Origin of the sequence: Cellulomonas sp. ICMP 17802, assembly GCF_041295535.1 — a bacterium.
Taxonomy (GTDB): domain Bacteria; phylum Actinomycetota; class Actinomycetes; order Actinomycetales; family Cellulomonadaceae; genus Cellulomonas.
The window spans coordinates 1-21339 of record NZ_JBGFQZ010000030.1; the positions used below are offsets into that span (position 1 = coordinate 1).

Sequence of the window (21339 nt, forward strand, 5' to 3'; positions counted from 1 at the left end):
CCCATGGTGAGCAGCAGGTCGCCCGGCCGGGCGGCGGCGGCCACCGCGCGGGCGGCCGCCTCCTTGTCGGCGACGAAGACCGCCTTCCCGGGCGTCGGGACGTGGTCGACGATCAGCGCGCCCGTGACGGCCGGGTCCGGGTCCTCGCGGGCGGCGTAGACGTCGGTGACGACGACGACGTCGGCCAGGTCGAACGCGGCGCCGAACTCCGCCGCGAAGGTGCGCGTGCGCGAGAACAGGTGCGGCTGGAAGAGCACGAGCACCCGCCCCTCGCCGGCCACGGACCGCGCGGCGCGCAGGATCGCCGCGACCTCCGTGGGGTGGTGCGCGTAGTCGTCGACCACGCGCACTCCCCCGGCCGTGCCCCGGTCCTCGAACCGGCGACCGGTGCCGCGGAACGCGCCGAGACCGTCGGCCGCGTCGGGCAGGCCGAGCCGGCGCACGGCGGCCCAGGCGGCCGCCGCGTTGAGCACGTTGTGGGCGCCGGGGACCGCCAGGCGGACCGTCGTGCGCGCGTCCGCCGTGACGAGCTCGAACACCCAGCGGCCGGCGTCGGCGACCAGGTCGCCCACCCGCACGTCCGCAGCGGGCGACGTGCCGTAGGTGACCACGGCGACGTCGCGCTCGGCGAGCATGTCCCGGACGCGGTGGACCAGCCGGACGGCACCCGCGTCGTCGGCGCAGGCCACGAGCGCCCCACCGGGCCGGATCCGCCCCGCGAACGCGACGAAGGCGTCCTCGAACGCCTCCGCGGAGCCGTAGTGGTCCAGGTGGTCGGGCTCGACGTTGGTGACGACGGCGACGAGCGGCGCGTACGCCAGGAACGAGCCGTCGGACTCGTCCGCCTCGGCCACGAACGCCGGGCCCGCGCCGTCCCGGCCACCGCCGAGCGGGCCGTCGGCGGAGAACACGGTGCCGCCGATCGCGAACGAGGGGTCCGCCCCGGCGTGCAGCAGCGCGGTCGCGATCATCGCGGAGGTCGTCGTCTTGCCGTGGGCGCCCGCGACGGCCACCGCGTCGCGGTCCACCATGAGCGCGGCGAGGGCCTCGGACCGGTGCAGCACGCGCAGCCCGAGCTCGCGCGCGCGGGCCAGCTCGGGGTTGGACTCGCGGACGGCGGACGAGATCACGACCGTGTCGGCGCCGTCGACCAGGGCGGCGTCGTGGCCCACGTGCACGTCGACGCCGGCCTCCCGCAGGGCGGGCAGCGCGGGGCCGTCGGCGGCGTCGGACCCGCTGACCACCACCCCGCGCGCGGCGAGCAGCGCCGCGACGGCGGACATCCCGGCCCCGCCGACGCCGATCAGGTGCACGCGGCCGAGGTCGGCGGGGCGCAGCTCGGTCGGCTGCGCGGTCACGGGAGCTCCGCCTCGACCAGCCGGGCCACCCGCGCGGCGGCGTCGCGCACGCCGACGCGGGCGGCCGCGTGGCCCATCCGCTCGCGCGTCTCGACGGCGGTCTCGCCCACCAGCAGCACCGGCAGGTGCGCCCGGACCCAGGCAGGGTCCAGGTCGGCGTCGTCCACGAGCAGCCCGCCGCCGGCCGCGACCACCGCGGCCGCGTTGAGGCGCTGCTCGCCGTTGCCGATGGGCAGCGGCACGTAGACGGCGGGGATGCCGAGGGCCGCCTGCTCGCACACGGTGCCGGCGCCGGAGCGCCCGACCACCACGTCGGCGACGGCCAGCGCGAGGTGCATCTCGGTCAGGTACTCGCGCACGTGGTAGCGCTCGGCACCGGGGACGCCGTCGAGCGCGGCGCGCACGGCGTCGGCCTTGCCGGCACCCGTCAGGTGCAGCACCTGGACGCCCGCTGCGAGCAGGTCGGCCGCGGCGCCCGCGACGGCGGCGTTGACGCTCACCGCGCCGAGCGAGCCGCCCGTGACCAGCAGCGTCGGCAGGGAGGCGTCGAGGCCCAGCTCGGCCGCGGCCGCCGCCCGTGTCCCCGCGCGGTCGTCCTCGAGCTGCTCGACCAGCCGGGCGATGGGCGCGCGCAGCGGCAGGCCGGTCACCTGCGCGCCGCGCAGGGCGGTGCCGGGAAAGGTCACCGCGACCGACGCGGCCCACCGGGCGCCCAGCCGGTTGGCCAGGCCGGGGCGCGCGTTCTGCTCGTGGATGACGACGGGGATGCGGCGGCGGCGGGCGGCCAGGTACGCGGGCGTCGCGACGTAGCCGCCGAATCCGACCACCACCTGCGCGCCCGACTCGTCGATGGCCGTGCCCGCGGCTCGCACGGCGGCCCGCAGGCGTCCGGGCAGGCGGAACCAGTCGAGGGTCGGGCGGCGCGGCAGCGGGACGCGCGGCACGACCGCGAGCGGCAGCCCGTGCTCGGGCACCAGCCGCGCCTCGAGGCCCTGCGCCGTGCCCAGCACCGTGAGCCGGGCGTTCGGGTGGCGTCGGTGCAGCTCGTCGGCGACCGCGAGCAGGGGGTTGACGTGTCCCGCCGTGCCCCCGCCGGCGAGGAGCACGGAGGGCGCCCCGCGGCCCTCAGGCACGGGACCGCCCGATCACGGCCAGCGACCGGCGCACCACGCTCGGCCGCGCGGCCAGCGCCTCGGCCGCGCCCGGTTCCGAGCGCGCGAAGGCGATGAGCACACCGAGCGCCGCCATCGTCATGATGAGCGCGGAGCCGCCCGCGGACACCAGCGGGAGCGGGACACCGATCACCGGCGCCAGGCCGATGACGACGGCGATGTTGACCATCGCCTGCCCGATGATCCAGCACAGGATCCCGCCGGTGGTGATCTGCACGAACGGGTCCGGGTGGCGGCGGATGACGCGGATCATGGCGAACGCCAGGAGGCCGAAGAGCCCGAGCACCAGCAGCGTGCCGATGAGCCCGAGCTCCTCGCCGAGGATCGCGAAGATGAAGTCGTTGTGCGCCGCGGGCAGGTACGCCCACTTCTCGCGGCTCTCCCCCAGCCCGAGTCCGCCCCAGCCGCCGCTCGCCAGCCCCCAGCCCCCGTGCAGCGTCTGGTAGCACGCGCCCGACGAGTCGCACTGGTCCGAGAGCCAGGACGTGATGCGGTCGGTGCGGTTCTTGCTGGTGACGGTGAGCAGCGCCGTGAGCCCGCCGGCCAGCAGCGCCGCGAACCCGAACATCCGCATGGGGACCCCGGCCACGAACAGCGCGCCGGCCACCAGCATGATGAGGACCAGGGCGGTGCCGAGGTCGTGGCCGGCCAGGACCACGAGGATCGCGACGCCCGCGACCGGCACGGCGGGGATGAGCGCGTGCTTCCACTGGCGCAGCAGCGGCAGCTTGCGGGCCAGGACGGCGCCGAGCCAGATGGCGAGCGCGAGCTTGATGGTCTCCGACGGCTGCGCCGACAGGCCGCCGATGCACACCCAGTTCTGGTTGCCGCCCGCGCCGCAGCCGAGCGGCGTGAACACGGTGAGCTGGAACACGACGGCGAACGCCAGCGCGGGCCACGCGATGACCTGGAAGAACCGCACGGGCGCGCGCGACAGCCCGATGAGGATGGGCAGGCCGATGAGCGCGTACTTCGCCTGGTCGAGGAACACCGCGTACGGCGAGTGCCCGTCGTCGAGGGACTCCACGCTCGAGCTCGACAGGACCATGACCAGCCCGATGACCAGCAGCAGCGCGGTGGCACCGAGCAGCACGTAGTAGCTGGTCACCGCGCTGTTCCACTGCCCGAGCAGCGAGCTGGTGGACGCGCCGGGCTCGTCCGTGCGGCGCACGCTCGGGCGGGGTGTCGTCGCGGTCATCCCGGTGTCCCCTCTGTGCGTCTCACGCGTCCCCGCCGAGCGCACGCACGGCAGCAGCGAACTGGTCACCCCGCGCCGCGTACGACGTGAACTGGTCCATCGACGCGCACGCGGGTGCGAGCAGCACCGTGACCGCGTCCGTCCGGGGCTCCGCGGCGGCGAGCAAGGCAGCCTCGTGCACGGCGCGGGTCATCACCGTGCCAGTCTCACCGGCGTCGACCTCGACCACGGGGACCTCGGGTGCGTGTCGGGCGAGTGCCTCGCGCAACGGTGCCCGGTCCACGCCGATCAGCACGACCGCGCGCAGCCGGTCGCGCCGCGAGGCGACCAGCTGGTCGAACTGCGCCCCCTTGGCCAGGCCGCCCGCGATCCACACGACGCCGCCGGCCGGGAAGGCACCGAGCGCCGCCGCCGCCGCGTGGGCGTTCGTGGCCTTGGAGTCGTCCACGTACGCGACGCCGTCGACGGTGGCGACCGTGGCCAGCCGGTGCGCGCCCGGGCCGTACGCGCGCAGGCCCTCGCGGATGGCGGCCGGGGCGACGTCGTGCGCCAGCGCCAGCGCCGCGGCCGCCAGCGCGTTCGCCACGACGTGCGGCGGCACGGTCCCGTCGGGGCCGGCCAGCTGGACCAGGTCGTCGAGCGTGCCCAGCTCGGCCGCGTGCGTGTGCCGCAGCCGCGCGAACCCGCGGTCCACCAGCACGTCCTCGACCATGCCGACCTGCCCGACCAGCGGGGTGCCGAGCGTGAACCCCACGGCGACGCAGCCGTCGACGACGTCCGCCTCGCGCACGAGGTCCTCCGTCGCCGGGTCCGCCAGGTTGTAGACGCACGCCACCTGCGCGCGCTCGAAGATGCGTCCCTTGTCGGCCGCGTACGCCTCGAGCGAGCCGTGCCAGTCGAGGTGGTCGGGCGCCAGGTTGAGCACCGCCGCGCCCTGCGCCGACAGGGAGTGCGTGAAGTGCAGCTGGAAGCTGGACAGCTCCACGGCGAGCACGTCGAGGCTCGGGTCCGTGGCCGCCAGCACCACCGGCGTGCCCACGTTGCCGACCGCCAGCGCGTTCTCGCCCGCCGCCCGCAGGATCGACTCGAGCATGCCCACGGTCGTGGTCTTGCCGTTGGTGCCGGTCACGGCGAGCCACGGCGCCGGCCCGCCCCCGGCGGCCCGGTCGACCCGCACGTGCCAGGCCAGCTCGACCTCGCTCCACACCGGCACGCCGCGCTCGAGCGCGGCCGCGAGCAGCGGGTGGTGCGGCGCGAGGCCGGGCGAGGCGACCACGAGGTCCGCGCGGTCGAGCACGGTGCCCTCGAGCAGCTCGGCCGAGCCGATGACGTCGTCGGCGTGGTCGTCCACCGGCACCACGCGGGCGCCCCGGGAGGCCAGCACCTCGACCGCGGCCCGCCCCGAGACCCCGAGCCCGGCGACGACCACGAGGGCGCCCTCCAGCACGAGCCCGGACACCTACCCGGCCACCCACTCGGCGTAGAAGATGCCGACGCCGAGCGCCACGAACAGGCCGGCGATGATCCAGAACCGGATGACGATCGTCACCTCGCCCCACCCCGAGAGCTCGAAGTGGTGATGCAGCGGTGCCATCTTGAACACCCGTCTACCGGTCAGCTTGAAGAAGCCGATCTGGATCACGTCCGACAGGACGATGACCACGAAGAGGCCGCCGATGATCGCGGCGAGGATCTCGGTGCGGGACAGGATCGAGAGGCCGGCCAGGGCGCCGCCCAGCGCCAGCGAGCCGGTGTCGCCCATGAAGATCTTGGCGGGGCTGGCGTTCCACCACAGGAACCCGAAGCACGCGCCCGTGATGGCCGCGGCGACCACCGCGAGGTCGAGCGGGTCCCGGGTCTCGTAGCAGCGTGGCCCCGCGCTGGCCAGGAACTGGCAGCTCTGGTTGAACTGCCAGACGCCCACGATCACGTAGGCGCCGAACACGATGAGCGACACGCCCGTGGCCAGGCCGTCCAGCCCGTCGGTGAGGTTGACCGCGTTGGACCAGGCGGTGATGAGGAAGTTGGCCCAGACGACGAACAGGATGATGCCCAGCGTCACGCCCCAGAACGCGAGATCGAGGGTGGTGTCGCGGATGAACGAGATCTTCGTCGAGGCCGGCGTGCGGAACTTCTCGTTGGGGAACTGCAGCGCGGCGACCGCGAACGTGATCCCCACGACGCCCTGGCCGACGATCTTCCAGCGGGCCCGCAGACCCAGGCTGCGCTGCCGGCTGATCTTGATGAAGTCGTCGAGGAACCCGACCACCCCGAGCCCGGTCATGAGGAACAGGACGAGCACCGCCGACGCGTTCGGCGGGGTCCCGGTCGCGATGAGGCCGCCCACCCAGCCCAGCAGCGTGGCGCCGATGATGACGACGCCGCCCATGGTCGGGGTGCCGCGCTTGGTGAAGTGCGCGGTCGGACCGTCCTGCCGGATGAACTGCCCGTACTGCTTGTGCACCAGGAAGCGGATGAACAGCGGCGTGCCCAGCAGCGCGATGAGCATCGCGAGCCCGCCGGAGATCAGGACGGCTCTCATGACGCCGCCTCCCCGACGAGCGCGTCGCCGAGCTTCCACAGGCCGGCGCCGTACGACGACTTCACCAGGACGACGTCGCCGGGCCGCAGCTCGCTCTCGAGGAACGCGGTGGCCACCGCGAGGTCGTCGGCGAGCACGACCTCGTCGCCCCACGAGCCCTCGTGGTTGGCGCCGTCCCGGATCGCGCGGGCGCCGTCGCCGACCACGATGGTCAGGCCGATGTTGAGCCGGACGCAGAGGCGGCCGATCGCGTCGTGGGCCTCGCGCGCCCCCGGGCCGAGCTCGAGCATCTCGCCCAGCACCGCGATCGAGCGGCGGTCGCGCCCGGCCAGCACCGCGAGGGCCTTGAGGGCCGCACGCATCGAGTCGGGGTTCGCGTTGTAGGAGTCGTCGACGATGGTGACCCCGTCCGGGCGGTCGACCACGTGCATGCGGTGCGGGCTCAGGGCGTCGGCGGCGCTGAGGCCGGCCGCGACCTCGTCCAGGTCGAGCCCGACGGCCAGGGCCGCGGCGGCCGCGCCGAGGGCGTTGTGCACGTGGTGCTCGCCCACCAGCCGCAGCGAGACCTCCGACGTCCGCTCGGTGGCACCCCGCTGGACCAGCGTGAAGGTGGCGCGGCCGGTCCGGTCGAGCCGCACGTCCCGGACGCCGACCGTGGCCTGCGGGGCCGCGCCGAACGTGACGACGTCGCCCGGTGCGAGCGACGCCATGGCGGACACCCGCGGGTCGTCGGCGTTGAGCACGGCGACGCCGTCGGCGACCAGGCCCTGCACGATCTCGGACTTGGCCACGGCGACCGCCTCGATGCCGCCGAACCCGCCGAGGTGGGCGTGGCCGACGATGAGGACGACGGCCACGTCGGGCGGCGCGATGTCGGTGAGGTAGGTCAGGTGGCCGGGTCCGCTGGCGCCCATCTCGAGCACGAGGAACCGGGTGGACTCGTCGGCGCGCAGCACCGTGAGGGGCAGCCCGATCTCGTTGTTGAACGAGCGGACCGGCGCAACGGTGGGCCCGACGCTCCCGCACAGCTGGGCCAGCAGGTCCTTGGTGGTCGTCTTGCCGACCGAGCCGGTGATGCCGACCACCCGCAGCCCGCTGCCACCCGGCTCGTACGAGGCCTCGCGCAGGCGCTCGAGCACGACGCGCGCGAGGTCGCCCAGCGCCCGCTCGACGTCCGTGACGACGACGCTCGGCAGCACGGCACCGCCGGCCCCCGTCACGTCGCGCGCCGCCAGGACGAGCGCGGCACCGCGGGTCACCGCCACCGCGGCGTAGTCGTGGCCGTCGGCGTGCTCGCCGGGCAGCGCGACGAACAGCCCCCCGGTGACGTCGTCGCGCGAGTCGACCACCACGGGACCGCTGACGACCAGCGCGGGGTCCGTCGCCGCGGCGCCGCGCAGCACGCCACCGGTCGCGGCCGCGATCTCGGCCGCCGTCAGGGCGATCACGCGTGCTGCTCCTGCCGGCTGGTGCGCGCTGCGATCAGCACGTCGCGGTCGTTGTACCGGTGGAACACGCCGGCGATCTCCTGTGTCGGTTCGTGGCCCTTGCCCGTGATGATCACGGTGTCCTGCTCGGCGGCGAGGTCGAGGGCGTCGCGGATGGCCTGCGCGCGGCTGGTGGCCTCGTGCACGTCGACCAGGTCCGGCCGCTGTGACCGGACACCGTCGAGGATGGCGGATCGGATGGCCGCCGGCTCCTCGGAACGCGGGTTCTCGTCGGTGACGACGATCACGTCCGCCAGCCGCGCGGCGATCTCGCCCATGATCGGCCGCTTGCCCTGGTCGCGGTCGCCGTCCGAGCCGAACACGATCACCAGCCGGCCGGGCGTGATGGGGCGCACCGCCTCCAGGGCCAGGACGAGCGCGTCGGGCGTGTGCGCGTAGTCGACGATCGAGAGCGGGAAGCCGTCGCCGCGCTCGATGACGCGCTCCATGCGGCCCGGGATCTGGTGCGCGACGGCCACCGCGGCGATCGCCGCGTCGAGGTCCACCCCGGCCGCGTGCGCGAGCACGATCGCCAGCGCGGCGTTGGAGACGTTGACCATGCCCGGCAGCGGGCTCGCCGCCTCGTGCTCGACGCCGTCGGGCCCGCGCAGCGTGAAGCTGGACCCCACGCCGTCCAGGCCGATGTCCGCGGCGACGACCGCCCAGTCCGCGCCGAGGTCCTCGCCCGCGTGCGTCGACACCGTCTCGACCGGGATGGGCGCCTCGGCCGCGAGCCGGCGGCCCCACTCGTCGTCGACCACGACGACCCCGCGGCGCGCCTGACCGGCGGCGAACAGCCGGGACTTGTCGCGGAAGTAGCCCTCCATGTCGCCGTGGAAGTCGAGGTGGTCGCGCTGCAGGTTGGTGAAGCCGACCACGTCGAACGTCAGGCCGCCCACCCGACCGAGCGCGAGCGCGTGCGACGAGACCTCCATGGCCAGGGCGGTCGCGCCCTGCTCGACGGCCAGCGCGAGGATCGCCTGCAGCGCGGGTGCCTCGACGGTGGTCCGCGGGCTCTCGACCGCGTCCTCGCCGATCCGCAGCTCGACAGTGCCCAGCACGGCGGTCGTCGCGTGCGCGGCGCGCAGGGCCGCGTCGAGGAAGTACGTCGTGGTGGTCTTCCCGTTGGTGCCCGTGACGCCGACCGTGACCAGCCGCTCGCCCGGGGCGTCGTGCGCCCACGCGGCCACCGGACCGGCGAGCGCCCGCGGGTCGTCGGCGACCAGGACCGCGACGCGGCCGGTCAGGCCGGCCGCCTCCAGGTGCGCCAGGCCCGCCTCGTCCGTGAGCACCGCCATGGCGCCGGAGTCGACCGCCTGCGCGGCGTACGCGGCGCCGTGCACCTTGAACCCCGTCACGGCGACGAACACGTCGCCGGGCTGGACGTCGCCGCTGGCGAGGGTCACACCCGTCAGGCGGGCGTCGGCCGGCAGCGGCAACCCGTGCGTGACCAGGCCGAACGCCTGGACGAGGTCGGCGACCCGGTGGGCCGCGGGATGCAGCGGGCGCATCCGGGCGGGGGTCGTCATGGGGAGAATCTACCCCGGACGGGGGCGTCGGCAGCCCGAGTGCGGCGGCTCACCGCCCGGTCACCACGTCGTCGGGAAGAGCGTCCCGGTGGTGCCCGACGGCGCCACGCCGAGCTCGCTGAGCGTGTACCCGGCGACGTCCGAGAACACCGGCGCGGCGACCGTGCCGCCGTACACCGAGGTCCGCGGGTTGTGCAGGATCACCGCGACGGCGATGCGGGGGTCGTCGGCGGGCGCGACGCCGATGAACGACGCCGTGATGCCTTGCACGCCGCCGACCCAGTTCTGCGCGGTGCCCGTCTTGCCGGCCACCTGGTAGCCGGGGATCGCTGCGTTCGAGCCGGTGCCGTCGTCGACCACGCTCTGCATCATGGTGAGCACGGTCTTCGCGGTCTCGGCCGAGACCACCTGCGTCGTCGCGGCGGGCGCGACCGGCGTGTAGGTGCCGTCGGGCGACGTCCAGCCCTTGATGATGTGCGGCTGCACGCGGACGCCGCCGTTCGCGATCGTCTGGAACACCTGCGTCGCCTGGATCGCGGTCACCGACACCGACTGGCCGAACAGCACGGCGAACTTGTCGCGCCGCTGCCACGTGTCGACCGGGTGCAGGATGCCGTTGGACTCCCCCGGCATCTCGATGCCGGTCTTCGACCCGAAGCCGAACTTCGACAGGTAGTCGAACCGCGTCTGCACCGGCAGGTTCTGGCCGATCATCACGGTGCCCGTGTTCGACGACTCGGCCAGCACGCCCGTCGTGGTCAGCTGCAGGAGGCCGTGCTCGTGCGAGTCCTTGAACGTCTCGTGGCCGTCCGGCGAGTACGTGTACGGCACCGACCACTGCGAGGTCGGCGTCGCCAGGTGGTTGTCGAGGATCGCGGACATGGTGATGACCTTGCCGGTCGAGCCCGGCTCGAAGACGTCCGAGACCGCGCTGGACAGCGACCCGGACGACTCGCCCGGGTGGTTGGGGTCCACCGAGCCGGAGTCGGCCAGCGCGTAGATCTCGCCCGTGCGGGTGTCCATCACGATGAGCGAGCCGGAGTCCGCGCCGGTGGCGGCGACCTGGGCGTCGAGCGCCGACTGCGCCTTCCACTGCACGTCGGACAGCAGCGTGAGCTGCACCGAGTCGCCCTGCCGGGCGGGGGTGTCCGTGGAGTAGCCGCCGGGGATCGCCTGCCCCTTGCGCCCGCGCTCGTACGTCTCGCTGCCGGCCGTGCCCGTGAGCCGCTGGTCCAGCGAGGACTCGAGACCCGCGAGGCCCACGCCGTTGGAGTTGACGAAGCCGATGACGTTGCCCGCGAGCGTGTTGTTCGGGTAGACGCGCTCGGCCACCCGGTCGACGTTGACGCCGTCGAGCCCGAGCTTGCGGATCTCGCGCGCGACCTCGGGCAGCACGCCCTTGCGGATGTACACGAACGGGCGGTCCCCCACCAGCGAGCCGCCGAGCTCGGCGGCGTTCATGTCGAGCAGGGGCGCCAGCACCGCGGCGACGCCGGCGGGCCCGTCCGGCACGGCCGGGTTGGTGGTGCCGTGGAACTTGGCGACGAGCCGCTGGTTCACCGAGATGTCGTACCGCTCGACCGAGGTGGCCAGGGGGTTCCCGTTGGCGTCCGTGATCTCGCCGCGGCCGCCGATCAGCGTGATCGACGTCAGGCGCGCGTTGCGGGCCTCCTCGGCGATGCTCGCCCCCCGCAGGCCCTGGACGTAGACCAGGCGCCCGCCGAAGACGGCGAGCGCCAGGACCACGAGGGCCGTGAGCAGGGCCATGCGGCCGCGGGAGCCCGGCTGCACCGGTCCTGCCGGTGGCCTCCCGCCGCGCGTGCCGGGCGGCACCTCGACGGTGCGCTGCCGCGGCGCGGCCACGCCGGGCGTCCGGTTGGACGGGACCGGGCGGCGCGTACCGGTCGGCTCGGTGCGGGCGCGCGGGCGCGCGACCGGTGTGCTCATCCGCCCGCTCCGGCCGGCTCGGGCGTGCCCTGCACGCTGCCGTCGGACAGCCGGAGCCAGCCCGTGCCGTTGGTGGGGACCATGCCGAGCGCGGCCGCGGCCGCGGCGAGCTGCGTGGGCGCGGCCTTGGCGTCGAGCTGCGCGGTCAGGTCCTGCTGGTCCTGGTTCAGCCGGCCCAGCTCGTTGGACAGGTCGTACTTGGCGTAGGCGCTCGCCGCCATGGAGGTGTTGAGCAGCAGCGCGGACAGCAGCGCACCGGCGAGGACGGCCATGCAGGCAAGGATGAACGGAACTCGCGTCCGTGCGTGCTCCGGCGCGCGGACGACGCGAAGTCGTGGCGCGGGGGCGGTGGTCGCCCGCGGGCGGGCCGGGGCCGGGTAGGCGGTTGCTCGGGCAGCGGACTGGGCGCTCATGCTGCCCTCCTTCCGGTCTGGCGTGGCTTGAGGTGGTCGGGCGTGGGACGGACGCGCTCGGCGGCGCGGAGGCGGACGGACTGCGAGCGGGGGTTGTGCGCGAGCTCGGCCTCGTCGGCCTCCTCGGCGCCCCGCGTCACCAGCCGCAGGAACGGCGCGTGCGACTCGGGCTCGACGGGGAGGTCCGGGGGCGCGCTGGACGTGGCACCGACGGCGAGCGCGCGCTTGACCGCACGGTCCTCGAGCGAGTGGTAGGACTCGACGACGATCCGGCCGCCGACCGCGAGCGCCTCGATCGACTGGGGCAGCGCGCGCTCCAGCACCTCGATCTCGCCGTTGACCTCGATCCGCAGCGCCTGGAACGTGCGCTTGGCCGGGTTGCCGCCGGTCTTGCGCGTCGCCGCGGGGATGTTGGCCCGCACGATGCTCACCAGCTCGCCGGTGCGCTCGAGCGGCCTCCGCTGGCGCTGCGCGACGATCGCCCGGGCGATGCGCGGCGCGAACCGCTCCTCGCCGTACACGCGCAGGATCCGGGCGAGCTCGCGCTCGTCGTAGGTGTTGAGCACGTCGGCGGCGGTCTGCCCGGTGGTCGCGTCCATCCGCATGTCCAGCGGGGCGTCGGCCGAGTAGGAGAAGCCGCGCTCGCGCTCGTCGAGCTGCAGGGACGAGACGCCGAGGTCCATGAGCACGCCCTGCACCGCCGGGATGCCCAGGCGGTCGAGCACGTCGTTGATCTCGTCGTAGATCGCGTGGACACCCGTGAACCGGTCGCCGAACGGCGCGAGCCGCCGCCCCGCGAGATCGAGCGCCTGCGTGTCGCGGTCGAGACCGACGACGCGCACGTGCGGGAACGCCTGCAGGACGCCCTCCGTGTGCCCGCCCATGCCCAGCGTCGAGTCGACCATGACGGGGTGCTCGACCTCGAAGGCCGGGGCCAGCAGGTCGAGGCACCGCTGCAGCAGCACCGGGGTGTGCCGGGAGGCTGCGTCGTCTGGCGTCTGCTCGGTCATCGCTGCTCCCCTCCCCAGGCGGCAAAGAAATGTGGTCAGGCGGCCCCTCCGCCGTCCGACCAGATCCCCCACCGACCCTCTGCCACCGGGGAAGTGCGGCAGAGATTCGGGAGGAGGTCTCACCGGGCGGCCCGTGCAGGCCAGTGCTCTAGAAGGGACCGTTCGGGAAGACCTCCTCCGCGGTGTCGGCGTAGCCGGCCTCCTGCTCGGCCAGGTACGTCTCCCACGCGGTCAGGTCCCAGATCTCGACCCGGGTGCCGGTGCCGATGACGGCGACGTCGCGCTCGAGACCCGCGTACTTGCGGAGCATCGGCGGGATGGAGATGCGGCCCTGCCGGTCGGGCAGCTCGTCGCTGGCGCCGGACAGGAACACGCGGAGGTAGTCGCGGGCCTGGCGGCTGGTGACCGGGGCCTGCCGGAGCTGGTCGTGCATGCGGCGGAACTCGTCCACGGGCAGCAGGAACAAGCAGCGCTCCTGCCCGCGGGTCATCACGAGACCCGGGGCCAGCTGGCCCCGGAACTTGGCCGGGAGGATGAGCCGGCCCTTCTCGTCCAGGCGCGGCGTGTACGTCCCGAGGAAGGGCGCGAACGAGCTGAAGACGCCGGACGACGACTCATGCGACACCCCGCCCCCCTCCGCTCGTCCGACGCGAGACTCCCTGCCTCACCACGTGCCTCCACGGTACTCCACTTCACTCCACCTGCTACTGGACAATGCCAGGATTCACCCGATAGAAGTCATAAAACCCCAGGTCAGAGGCGGTGGGGTGAAGTGGAGGGCGATCACGCCCCGGACGCGCACCGGGGCGTGTTGAGCGCCCGGAATTCGGGACTGATCAGGCGAATCACCCCAGGTCAGCCCGCCGACGACCGCGCGGGGACCCTCGGCCGGGCGGGTGGTGGAGCGAAGTGGGGGGCGAAGGGCGATGAACTGTGAGCGATCGACCTTTAGGCTCGGACCCAGTTCCGCCAAAGGAGGCGTCATGCTGCAGGCAGTCCCGTCGTCGAGCGAGCTCGAGGACGTCGTCGCGACCACGCACCGGATGCGGGCCGCCATCGAGGGCGTGGTGACCGGCCGCCCCGAGCTGGTCCGGGTCACCGTCGCCGTCCTGCTCGCGGAGGGGCACCTGCTCCTCGAGGACGTCCCCGGCGTCGGCAAGACCACCCTGGCCAAGGCGCTCGCCAAGACGATCGACTGCACGGTCGGTCGGATCCAGTTCACGCCGGACCTGCTGCCGTCCGACCTCACGGGCGTCAACATCTTCCGGTCGCAGACCCACGAGTTCGAGTTCCGGCCCGGCCCCGTCTTCGCGCACGTCGTCATCGGCGACGAGATCAACCGCGCCTCGCCCAAGACGCAGTCGGCCCTGCTGGAGTGCATGCAGGAGGCGCAGGCGACGGTCGACGGCCGCACCTACCCGCTGCCGCGCCCGTTCCTCGTCGTCGCGACGCAGAACCCGGTCGAGATGGAGGGGACCTACCCGCTCCCCGAGGCCCAGCGCGACCGGTTCATGGCGCGCCTGACCGTGGGCTACCCGAGCGTCGAGTCCGAGCTCGACATGCTGGACCTGCAGGAGACGTCCGACCCCCTGGACACGCTCCGGCCGGTCACCGACGCCGCGCAGATCAAGGCGCTCATCGAGACCACCCGCCGCCTGTTCGCCGCGCCGGCGGTCAAGCGGTACGTGGTGGACCTGGTCACCGCCACGCGCGAGGACCAGGGGCTGCGGCTCGGCGCCTCGCCCCGCGCGGCGATCCAGCTGCTCCGGGCCGCCAAGGCGCTCGCCGCCATGGACGGCCGCGACCACGTGCTCCCCGACGACGTGCAGCAGCTCGGGGTGCCCGTCCTGGCGCACCGCCTGCTGCCCAGCACCGAGTCGCGCCTGTCCGGCCGCAGCACGTCCGACATCGTGGCCGACATCCTCGACCGGATCCCGCTCCCGTCGGCGGCGGGCACCGCGCGCTCCCGCCGCGCGATCGGCTGATGCGCCTCCGGCCCACCCCGCGCGGCTGGGCGATCGGCGTCGCGGGCCTGGCTGCCCTGCAGCTGGGGGTGGTCCTCGGCGCCGTCGACCTGGTCCGGATCGGCACGCTCGCGCTGCTCCTCGTCGTGGGGGCCGCGGTCGGCGTCGGGCTGCTGGACCCGGGCCGGGGCAGGCACCGGCTCAGCGTCCAGCGGCGCGCCACCCCGAACCCGGTGCACGCCGGCGACGAGGCCCAGATCGAGGTCACCATCGCCGCGACCGACCCCGCCGCCCGCGTGCGGCTGGCCGGCCTGAAGTTCGCCGAGCAGGCCGCCACCGAGCTGTCCGGCGGCCGGCCGCTGCGGGCCCGCGTCAGCCGCGCGCCGCGGCGGGTCACCGTGACCTACGCGGTGCAGGCGGCGCGGCGCGGCCGGTGGCCGCTCGGCCCGCTCGTGGTGACGCGCAGCGACCCGTTCGGGGTGGTCCGCACCTCCGCCACGCTCGGCGAGCAGGCCGAGGTGTCGGTCTGGCCCGCCGTGGTCCCCCTGCCGACGCCGTCGGACGTGCTCGTCGGCGAGCCGGACCGCGTCGCGCTCGGTGCCCGCACCCCGTCGACCGACGACGCCTCGCTGCGCGACTACCGCGAGGGCGACGACCTGCGCCGGGTGCACTGGGGCAGCAGCGCGCGCAAGGGCGCCCTCATGGTGCGGTCCGACGAGCGCGCGGGCATGCGGCCCGTGTCCGTGCTGCTCGACCTGCCGGCCCGCGTGGCCAGCCTCGAGTGGTCGATCTCGCTCGCCGCGTCGATGTCGCTGGCCATGCTCGACGGCGGGCACCCCGTGCGGCTGGTCAGCGGCCTGCGAGAGGACGCCGGCGTCTACCCCCTGGCCTTCGTGCACAACCGGACCGGCCCCGGCGCCCGCAACGCGGTGCTCGACCGGACCATCGACCTCGAGGCGCCGCGCACGGCCGCGGTGGGCGAGGCGGAGCTCGTCTCCGCGGCGCACCTCCTGCAGTCGACGGACGCCGGCGGGGAGATCGTCCTCGCAGTCCTCGGCCCCCTCGGGGCGGCCTCGCGCGCCGCCCTCGCGCACGTCGCCGACAACGCGCAGGCCTGGGCCGTCGTCCGCGCCGACACCCCGGCGCACGAGGCCGAGGCCGAGCACACGATCAAGGCGCTGCGGCGGGCCGGCTGGCGCGCGTGCCGCGTGACACCGGGCGAGCCGATCGTCGACTGCTGGCTGCGACTCCTGGGGTCGGCCCAGTGACCGGGCGCACGCACCGCATCCCGCGCGGGCCCCGGTCGGTGCTGGGCTCGGCCCTGTGCGCCGCCGCGACCTGCGCCAGCCTGTTCGCGCTCACCGGCCTGATCGTGCGCGGCAGCTGGCTGCTGGCCACCTGGCTGATCGTGCTCGTGGTCGCCGCGGTGGTCGTCGGGGTCCGCGCGGTGACCCGCTCGTGGTGGGCACCCACGCTCGCCGGCACGCTCGTCGCGCTCGGCATCATCCTGGTCCGGTACGGCGCTCCCCCGGGCCGCCTGCAGGTCATCCCCGACACCGGCTCGTTCGAGCGGACGCTCGCGACCGCCCGCGAGGGCGTCGCGGTCATCAACGCCTCGCTCGTGCCCATGGCCGGCGTCCGGCCCGCCGAGCTGCTGGTGGTCGTCGGCGCCGTCGCCGTCTTCCTGCTCTCCGACCTCGTCGCGATCGGGCTGGGCCTGCCGGCGCTCTCCGGGGTCGCCTTCGCCGCGCTCTGGGTGCCCGCGATCATCCTGGGCTTCCCCGCGAGCGGCTGGGCGATCGGGTGGACCGCGTTCCTGTATCTGCTGCTGCTCGCGCTGAGCGCCGCCCCCGCGTCCGCCCACACCGACCGCGCGCGCCGGATCTCGGTCGCGATCCTCTGCTCGGTGACGCTCATCGTCGCGACCCTGCTCGCCGGGCCCGCCGTCGCCGCGTTCCCCGGCTGGGCCTCGATGAGCATGCCGAGCTTCGGCAGCGGTCCCGTGGGCCCGATGTCGCTGAGCGACAACCTCGACCTGCGCGAGAGCCTCGGCTCGCGGTCCGGGCAGGTGGTCCTCCGTTACTCCGTCAACGCCCCGGCGACCGACCCGCAGGCGGGAGCGACGCCGTCGCCCTCGGCCAGCGCCACCTCGGTCTCGGCCTCGGCCGTGGGACCGCTGCGCGCCTTCACGCTCACCTCGTTCGACGGCCGGGCCTGGGACCGCGCCGACTCCGTCGACATGGTGGCGTGGGACCCCGCGACGCTCCTGTCCTCCGACCCCGCGCTGCGCGGCACCACGCCCGACGCCGACCTCGGCACGCTCGCGGACGTCCAGGTCGAGGTGGCCGGCCTGCGCGAGCGCCGGCTGCCGGTCAGCACCTTCCCGCGCACGGTGAACGTCCCCGGCACCTGGGAGTACGACCCGGGCCGCGACGAGGTGGTGGGCCGCCGCGGCACCTTCGACGGCATGACCTACTCCATGACCGTCCAGATCCCCTCCCTCACTGCCGACGACCTGGCCGACGCGCAGGTGGGCGACCCCGGCGACGACGGCGCCTCGCTCGAGGTCCCGGAGACCAGCCACTCGCAGGACATCGCGGACCTCGCCAAGGAGATCACCGCCGACGCGACGACCCCGTACCAGCAGGCGATGGCCCTGCAGACGTACTTCCGGGCCACGTCGAACTTCACCTACGACACGCGCGTCGCCCCGTCGCGGTCCGACGACGCCGTCTGGGACTTCCTGCAGTCGACGCGCGGGTACTGCGTCCAGTTCTCCACGTCGATGACGATCATGGCCCGGACCCTCGGCATCCCCGCCCGCGTGGGCGTCGGCTTCCTGCCCGGGCAGTCCGACCGCAACGGCGCGTACGTCGTCACCGGGCACGAGTCGCACGCCTGGCCCGAGCTGTTCTTCGAGGGCTACGGCTGGGTGCGGTTCGAGCCGACGCCGGCCGTGCAGTCCGGGTCGCCGCCCCAGTGGAGCGACCCGTTCCGCGGGGTCTCCGCGCCCGCCGGCCAGCCCGACGACGTCCTGCCCACCTCGCGCCCGGCGCCCAGCACGTCGAGCGCGCCGGGCGGGCAGTCGAACAACGGGTCCAGCGCCGACGCCGGACGCGGCTGGCTGCCCGTCGCCATCACGGTCGCGATCGTGCTGGCCGTGGCCTCGTTCGGGCTCGCGGTGGTCCGCCGCCGCACCCGGTTCCTCGCCGACCTGACCCCCGAGCGCGCCTGGCTGCGGGCCCGGCGCAAGCTCGCCGCCCGCGGCGTGACGTGGTCGGACTCGGAGACGCCGCGCACGGTGGTGCTCTCCGTGCAGGAGCAGCTGCGGCAGGCGTCCGGGTCGTCACTGACCGGGGAGCACGAGGCGGCGCTGGAGTCGCTGGCACGGACCGTCGAGCGCGAGCGCTACGCGCCGCAGCAGCCCGACGTGAGCCCGGCCGTGCTGGCCGGGTGGGTGGACCAGATGATGAGCGGCGTCGAGACGCTGCTCAGCGACCGCTCTCGCCGCGGCGCCGTTCCCAGCGCTCCTCGAGACGGCTCATGAAGCTGCCGCGCTGACGGCTCGACGGCGCGGCCTTCTTGACGTGGCCGTCGTTCTGCACGACGCCCTGCGGCCCGGACCGTCGCGTCGACCCACGGCGAGGGTCCGCGAACGCGAAGGCCACCGCGGCGAACATCACGACGAAGCCGACGACGCCCAACCAGGCCCGGCTGTTGGCCGCACCCAGGACGAGCAGCAGCAGACCGACGGACGCACCAGCTCCCGCGATGACGTATCGGCCGAACGGGCGGTGCCCGCGCTGGGTCAGCGTGTTCGCGAGCCGAGGATCGTCAGAGGTCAGCTGCCGTTCCATCTGCTCGAGCACGCGCTGCTCGTACTCCGAGAGAGGCATCCTGACCCCCGTTGTCAGCTGTATGGACCTGTCGTCCGGTTCAGGATAGATCCGCCGGAACGAAGGTGGTAGTCGACCGCGAGGATACGCCCCCTGGCTGAGAGGGACCGGCCTGTATCGCCGACCTCCCGAACCGCTCGCGCACCACGTCCATGGCCCGTTCGGCGTCCCGACGTGCGGGGAGCTGCCCCTCCGACGCCTCCTCGAGGGTCGGCTGGCGCACGGTCGAGGCCGCGGGCGACAACCCCTCGGCCCGGACCCCGACCAGGCGCACGGGCAGTCCCCCGAGGTCCACCCCGGCGAGCAGCTCACGCGCCGCCAGGTAGAGCTCGCGACCCACGTCCGTCGGGGTCAGCAGGGTGCGCGAACGGGTCAGCGTGCGGAAGTCGGACGTGCGCACCTTGACGGTGATCGTGCGGGTGACCAGGCCGTTCCTGCGCAGCCGGACGGCGCACCGGTCGGCCAGGTCGCGCGTCTTTGCCTGCACCACGCCGAGGTCCGCGACATCGACCGGGAACGTCTCCTCCGCGCTCAGCGACCTCTCCTCCCGGCCCGGCCGGACCGGGCGGGGATCGCGGCCCCACGACAGGTCGTGCAGGTGCGCACCGGCGACCTTGCCCACCGCGTGCTGGACGGTCGACAGGTCGCTGTCCGCCAGCTCGGCCACCGTCCGGATGCCCCACCGGGCCAGCGCCGCCTCCGTCTTTTCACCCACCCCCCAGAGGGCACCGACGGGCAGGACCCGCAGGAAGTCGACCGTGGCCGCCCGCGGGACCAGCAGCACGCCGTCCGGCTTGGCGTGCCCCGAGGCCAGCTTGGCGACGAACTTGGTCGAGGCGATGCCGACCGAGCACGTGATCCCGAACTGCTCGCGGACCTGCCGGCGGATGAGCTGCGCGATGACCGTGGGCGGCCCGAGCCGCCGGCGCGCTCCGGCGACGTCGAGGAACGCCTCGTCGACGCTGACCTGCTCGACCAGGGCCGTGACGTCCCCGAGCACCCGCATGACCCCGGTCGAGACCTCGTGGTAGGCGTGGTGGTCGGGCGGGACGACGACGGCGTGGGGGCACTGCCGCAGCGCGACCGACATCGGCATCGCGGCGTGCACGCCGAACGCGCGCGCCTCGTACGTCGCCGCCAGCACCACCCCGCGCGTCGCTCCCCCGACGATCACCGGCAGCCCGCGCAGCTGCGGCCGCCGGGCCAGCTCGACCGAGGCGAAGAAGGCGTCCATGTCGACGTGCAGGATCGAGCAGCCGATCTCGGCACGTCCCCAGTCCCGCCTCGCCTCGAGCGCGCGAGGCCCGCGGCTCATGCGACGGCCCGGCCGTCGGCGCTCACGACGCCCGCAGGGCGCGCATGCTCAGCGACCGGCCCGCGACCGCGGCGGAGCCGCCCTGCACCAGCCCGCGCACCGCGTCGACGAAGTCCTCCGCGGCGCAGACGGCCTCCTCGCCGCGCTCGGGCCCGACCAGCTCGAACCGCCCGGCGTCGACCGCCGACCGCAGCGGGGCCGCCTCGGCGAAGTAGGTGGACCACGAGCGCAGCTCCGGTGCCACCACCCCGAGCATGCCCCAGACCGTGCGGGGTGCCCCGCGGCCCGACGGGGTGCCGCGGTACGCCACGGCCGCGGCTCCGGCGCGCAGCGCGGCGAGGTGGGCGTGCGAGAGCTGCTCCCACGGCTCGGGCGAGAACTGGGCCGCGAGCAGCTCGGCGTCCGCGCGGCCGAGGAGCTCGAGCACGCGCGCCGGGACCGGCGCCTCCGTGGTCGTCCCACCGGTGCCGTGCTGCGCCAGCCGCTCGTCCATGTCCGCCGTCCCCTCCGCCGCGCCGTCGATCGTCTCCCCAGTATCGAACACCTGTTCGATCCCCGTCAAGTGCTGCGCCGGCCCGTGCGCCCCGTAGCGTGTGCCCATGGCTGCCCGCGACCGCTCCGCCCGACGCAGCCCAGGCTCGCACCGACCACCCACACGCGGCGCCGCGCGGGCGCCCTGGCCGACAGGCCCGCTGCCGATCGCCACGGGCACGGTCGAGCTGGTCCGGGACCTCGACGACCCCGACGGCGTCACGGTGCTGGTCAACGGCGTGCCCAGCTCCTACCTCGACCTGGTCGACCCCACGCGGCTCGACTTCGAGTACATGCAGCAGATGGCGGCGGTGATCGAACGGGTCGGCGACGTGGGCGGTCCCCTCGACGTCGTCCACCTGGGCGCCGCCGGGTGCGCGCTCGCCCGGGCGGTCGATGCCACGCGCCCCGGCTCGCACCAGCTGGCCGTCGAGCTCGACGTGACCCTGGCGGAGCTGGTCCGCGGGTGGTTCGACCTGCCGCGCTCCCCCGCCCTGCGCATCCGCGCCGGGGACGCGCGGGCGGAGCTGGCGAGGCTGGCGGACTCGTCGGCGGACGTCGTCGTGCGCGACGTGTTCGCGGGCGACACCACGCCGGCCCACGTGCGCACGCGCGAGATGGTCGCGCACGCGGCCCGCGTCCTGCGGCTCGGCGGCGTCTACCTGGTCAACTGCGCCGACCGCCCGCCGCTGACCGGCGCACGGGCGGAGGGGGCGACCCTGCGCGAGGCGTTCGCCGACGTCGCGGTGGTCGCCGAGCCCGGGCTGCTCCGGGGCCGGGGCTACGGGAACGTCGTTCTCGCGGCGACCGACGACCCCGACCTGCTCGGGTCCGCGGCGCTCGCCCGCGCCATCCGCAGCCTGCCCGCGCCCGCACGGCTGCTGCACGGCGACGAGGTCACGGCGTTCGTCGGCAACGCACCCGTCCTGGCCGACCCCCCGGCATGACGAAGGGCCGCACCCGGAGCGGGTGCGGCC

At 74.6% G+C, this 21339-nt stretch carries 18 protein-coding genes; 4 read left to right on the plus strand and 14 right to left on the minus strand.

What is annotated here, in order from left to right; all coding sequences use genetic code 11:
- The 11 genes from murC to mraZ all read right to left on the minus strand — a co-directional run.
- Positions 1–1358 (minus strand): UDP-N-acetylmuramate--L-alanine ligase (murC, locus tag AB5970_RS16350; RefSeq protein ID WP_370505011.1); only part of this gene is annotated, 1358 nt, incomplete at its 3' end.
- Entirely contained in the window at positions 1355–2491 is a 1137-nt protein-coding gene (locus AB5970_RS16355; protein ID WP_370505012.1) for a UDP-N-acetylglucosamine--N-acetylmuramyl-(pentapeptide) pyrophosphoryl-undecaprenol N-acetylglucosamine transferase, read from the minus strand. The genes murC and AB5970_RS16355, both read right to left, overlap by 4 nt.
- Positions 2484–3728 (minus strand): putative lipid II flippase FtsW, encoded by a 1245-nt coding sequence (gene ftsW / locus AB5970_RS16360; RefSeq protein WP_370505013.1) that lies wholly within the window; start codon positions 3726–3728, stop codon positions 2484–2486. Before ftsW ends, AB5970_RS16355 begins: the two co-directional genes overlap by 8 nt.
- A gap of 22 nt (positions 3729–3750) precedes the next feature.
- Positions 3751–5187, minus strand: coding sequence for a UDP-N-acetylmuramoyl-L-alanine--D-glutamate ligase (gene murD, locus AB5970_RS16365; RefSeq protein WP_370505014.1), 1437 nt, complete (start codon positions 5185–5187; stop codon positions 3751–3753).
- Positions 5188–6270: a phospho-N-acetylmuramoyl-pentapeptide-transferase gene (gene mraY, locus AB5970_RS16370; RefSeq protein WP_370505015.1), complete on the minus strand. Its 1083-nt coding sequence runs from the start codon at positions 6268–6270 to the stop codon at positions 5188–5190. It lies immediately after the preceding gene.
- Positions 6267–7718 carry a UDP-N-acetylmuramoyl-tripeptide--D-alanyl-D-alanine ligase gene (locus AB5970_RS16375; protein WP_370505016.1) on the minus strand — a complete coding sequence of 484 codons (1452 nt, stop codon included), beginning with the start codon at positions 7716–7718 and terminating at the stop codon, positions 6267–6269. Before AB5970_RS16375 ends, mraY begins: the two co-directional genes overlap by 4 nt.
- Positions 7715–9286: a UDP-N-acetylmuramoyl-L-alanyl-D-glutamate--2,6-diaminopimelate ligase gene (locus tag AB5970_RS16380; protein ID WP_370505017.1), complete on the minus strand. Its 1572-nt coding sequence runs from the start codon at positions 9284–9286 to the stop codon at positions 7715–7717. Before AB5970_RS16380 ends, AB5970_RS16375 begins: the two co-directional genes overlap by 4 nt.
- A 60-nt stretch (positions 9287–9346) precedes the next feature.
- Positions 9347–11233, minus strand: coding sequence for a peptidoglycan D,D-transpeptidase FtsI family protein (locus AB5970_RS16385; protein WP_370505018.1), 1887 nt, complete (start codon positions 11231–11233; stop codon positions 9347–9349).
- Complete coding sequence (locus AB5970_RS16390; protein ID WP_370505019.1) at positions 11230–11505, minus strand: hypothetical protein; 276 nt, start codon at positions 11503–11505, stop codon at positions 11230–11232. Before AB5970_RS16390 ends, AB5970_RS16385 begins: the two co-directional genes overlap by 4 nt.
- Positions 11506–11642: 137 nt before the next feature.
- Positions 11643–12656, minus strand: coding sequence for a 16S rRNA (cytosine(1402)-N(4))-methyltransferase RsmH (gene rsmH / locus AB5970_RS16395; protein ID WP_370505020.1), 1014 nt, complete (start codon positions 12654–12656; stop codon positions 11643–11645).
- Positions 12657–12804: 148 nt separating this feature from the next.
- Positions 12805–13281, minus strand: a complete 477-nt coding sequence (gene mraZ, locus AB5970_RS16400) for a division/cell wall cluster transcriptional repressor MraZ (RefSeq protein WP_370505021.1) — start codon at positions 13279–13281, stop codon at positions 12805–12807.
- A 358-nt stretch (positions 13282–13639) separates the two neighbouring features.
- Between mraZ and AB5970_RS16405 the strand changes: the two genes are divergently transcribed.
- Genes AB5970_RS16405 through AB5970_RS16415 form a run of 3 tightly spaced genes read left to right on the plus strand, consistent with a single transcriptional unit; the run spans position 13640 to position 18167 of the window.
- Entirely contained in the window at positions 13640–14641 is a 1002-nt protein-coding gene (locus AB5970_RS16405; RefSeq protein WP_370505022.1) for an AAA family ATPase, read from the plus strand.
- The gene (locus tag AB5970_RS16410) at positions 14641–15888 is read left to right on the plus strand and encodes a DUF58 domain-containing protein (RefSeq protein WP_370505023.1); all 1248 of its coding nucleotides are present in this window, start codon (positions 14641–14643) and stop codon (positions 15886–15888) included. The genes AB5970_RS16405 and AB5970_RS16410 overlap by 1 nt, the downstream gene beginning before the upstream one ends.
- Positions 15885–18167 (plus strand): transglutaminase TgpA family protein, encoded by a 2283-nt coding sequence (locus tag AB5970_RS16415; protein ID WP_370505024.1) that lies wholly within the window; start codon positions 15885–15887, stop codon positions 18165–18167. The genes AB5970_RS16410 and AB5970_RS16415 overlap by 4 nt, the downstream gene beginning before the upstream one ends.
- Here the strand turns inward: AB5970_RS16415 and AB5970_RS16420 are convergent.
- From AB5970_RS16420 to AB5970_RS16430, 3 genes are read right to left on the minus strand one after another with little or no spacing between them, the layout of a single operon-like run.
- A complete protein-coding gene (locus tag AB5970_RS16420; RefSeq protein WP_370505025.1) occupies positions 18112–18516 on the minus strand; it encodes a DUF3040 domain-containing protein in 405 nt (134 codons plus the stop codon). The genes AB5970_RS16415 and AB5970_RS16420 overlap by 56 nt on opposite strands.
- 40 nt (positions 18517–18556) lie before the next feature.
- On the minus strand, positions 18557–19831 hold the full coding sequence (gene dinB, locus AB5970_RS16425; protein ID WP_370505026.1) for a DNA polymerase IV: 1275 nt from the start codon (positions 19829–19831) through the stop codon (positions 18557–18559).
- A gap of 22 nt (positions 19832–19853) precedes the next feature.
- A complete protein-coding gene (locus AB5970_RS16430; protein ID WP_370505027.1) occupies positions 19854–20375 on the minus strand; it encodes an SAV_6107 family HEPN domain-containing protein in 522 nt (173 codons plus the stop codon).
- 55 nt (positions 20376–20430) lie between these two features.
- Here AB5970_RS16430 and AB5970_RS16435 point away from each other — a divergent pair, with 55 nt between their 5' ends.
- A complete protein-coding gene (locus AB5970_RS16435; protein WP_370505028.1) occupies positions 20431–21309 on the plus strand; it encodes a spermidine synthase in 879 nt (292 codons plus the stop codon).
- Positions 21310–21339: the final 30 nt, after the last annotated feature.

Excerpts from the sequence above, each read along its gene's own strand:
- ftsW (WP_370505013.1), bottom strand. The coding sequence starts at position 3,728 with ATGACCGCGACGACACCCCGCCCGAGCGTGCGCCGCACGGACGAGCCC.
- mraY (WP_370505015.1), bottom strand. The coding sequence starts at position 6,270 with ATGAGAGCCGTCCTGATCTCCGGCGGGCTCGCGATGCTCATCGCGCTG.
- AB5970_RS16380 (WP_370505017.1), bottom strand. The coding sequence starts at position 9,286 with ATGACGACCCCCGCCCGGATGCGCCCGCTGCATCCCGCGGCCCACCGG.
- AB5970_RS16385 (WP_370505018.1), bottom strand. The coding sequence starts at position 11,233 with ATGAGCACACCGGTCGCGCGCCCGCGCGCCCGCACCGAGCCGACCGGT.
- AB5970_RS16390 (WP_370505019.1), bottom strand. The coding sequence starts at position 11,505 with ATGGCCGTCCTCGCCGGTGCGCTGCTGTCCGCGCTGCTGCTCAACACC.
- rsmH (WP_370505020.1), bottom strand. The coding sequence starts at position 12,656 with ATGACCGAGCAGACGCCAGACGACGCAGCCTCCCGGCACACCCCGGTG.
- AB5970_RS16405 (WP_370505022.1), top strand. The coding sequence starts at position 13,640 with ATGCTGCAGGCAGTCCCGTCGTCGAGCGAGCTCGAGGACGTCGTCGCG.
- AB5970_RS16410 (WP_370505023.1), top strand. The coding sequence starts at position 14,641 with ATGCGCCTCCGGCCCACCCCGCGCGGCTGGGCGATCGGCGTCGCGGGC.
- AB5970_RS16420 (WP_370505025.1), bottom strand. The coding sequence starts at position 18,516 with ATGCCTCTCTCGGAGTACGAGCAGCGCGTGCTCGAGCAGATGGAACGG.
- dinB (WP_370505026.1), bottom strand. The coding sequence starts at position 19,831 with ATGAGCCGCGGGCCTCGCGCGCTCGAGGCGAGGCGGGACTGGGGACGT.
- AB5970_RS16435 (WP_370505028.1), top strand. The coding sequence starts at position 20,431 with ATGGCTGCCCGCGACCGCTCCGCCCGACGCAGCCCAGGCTCGCACCGA.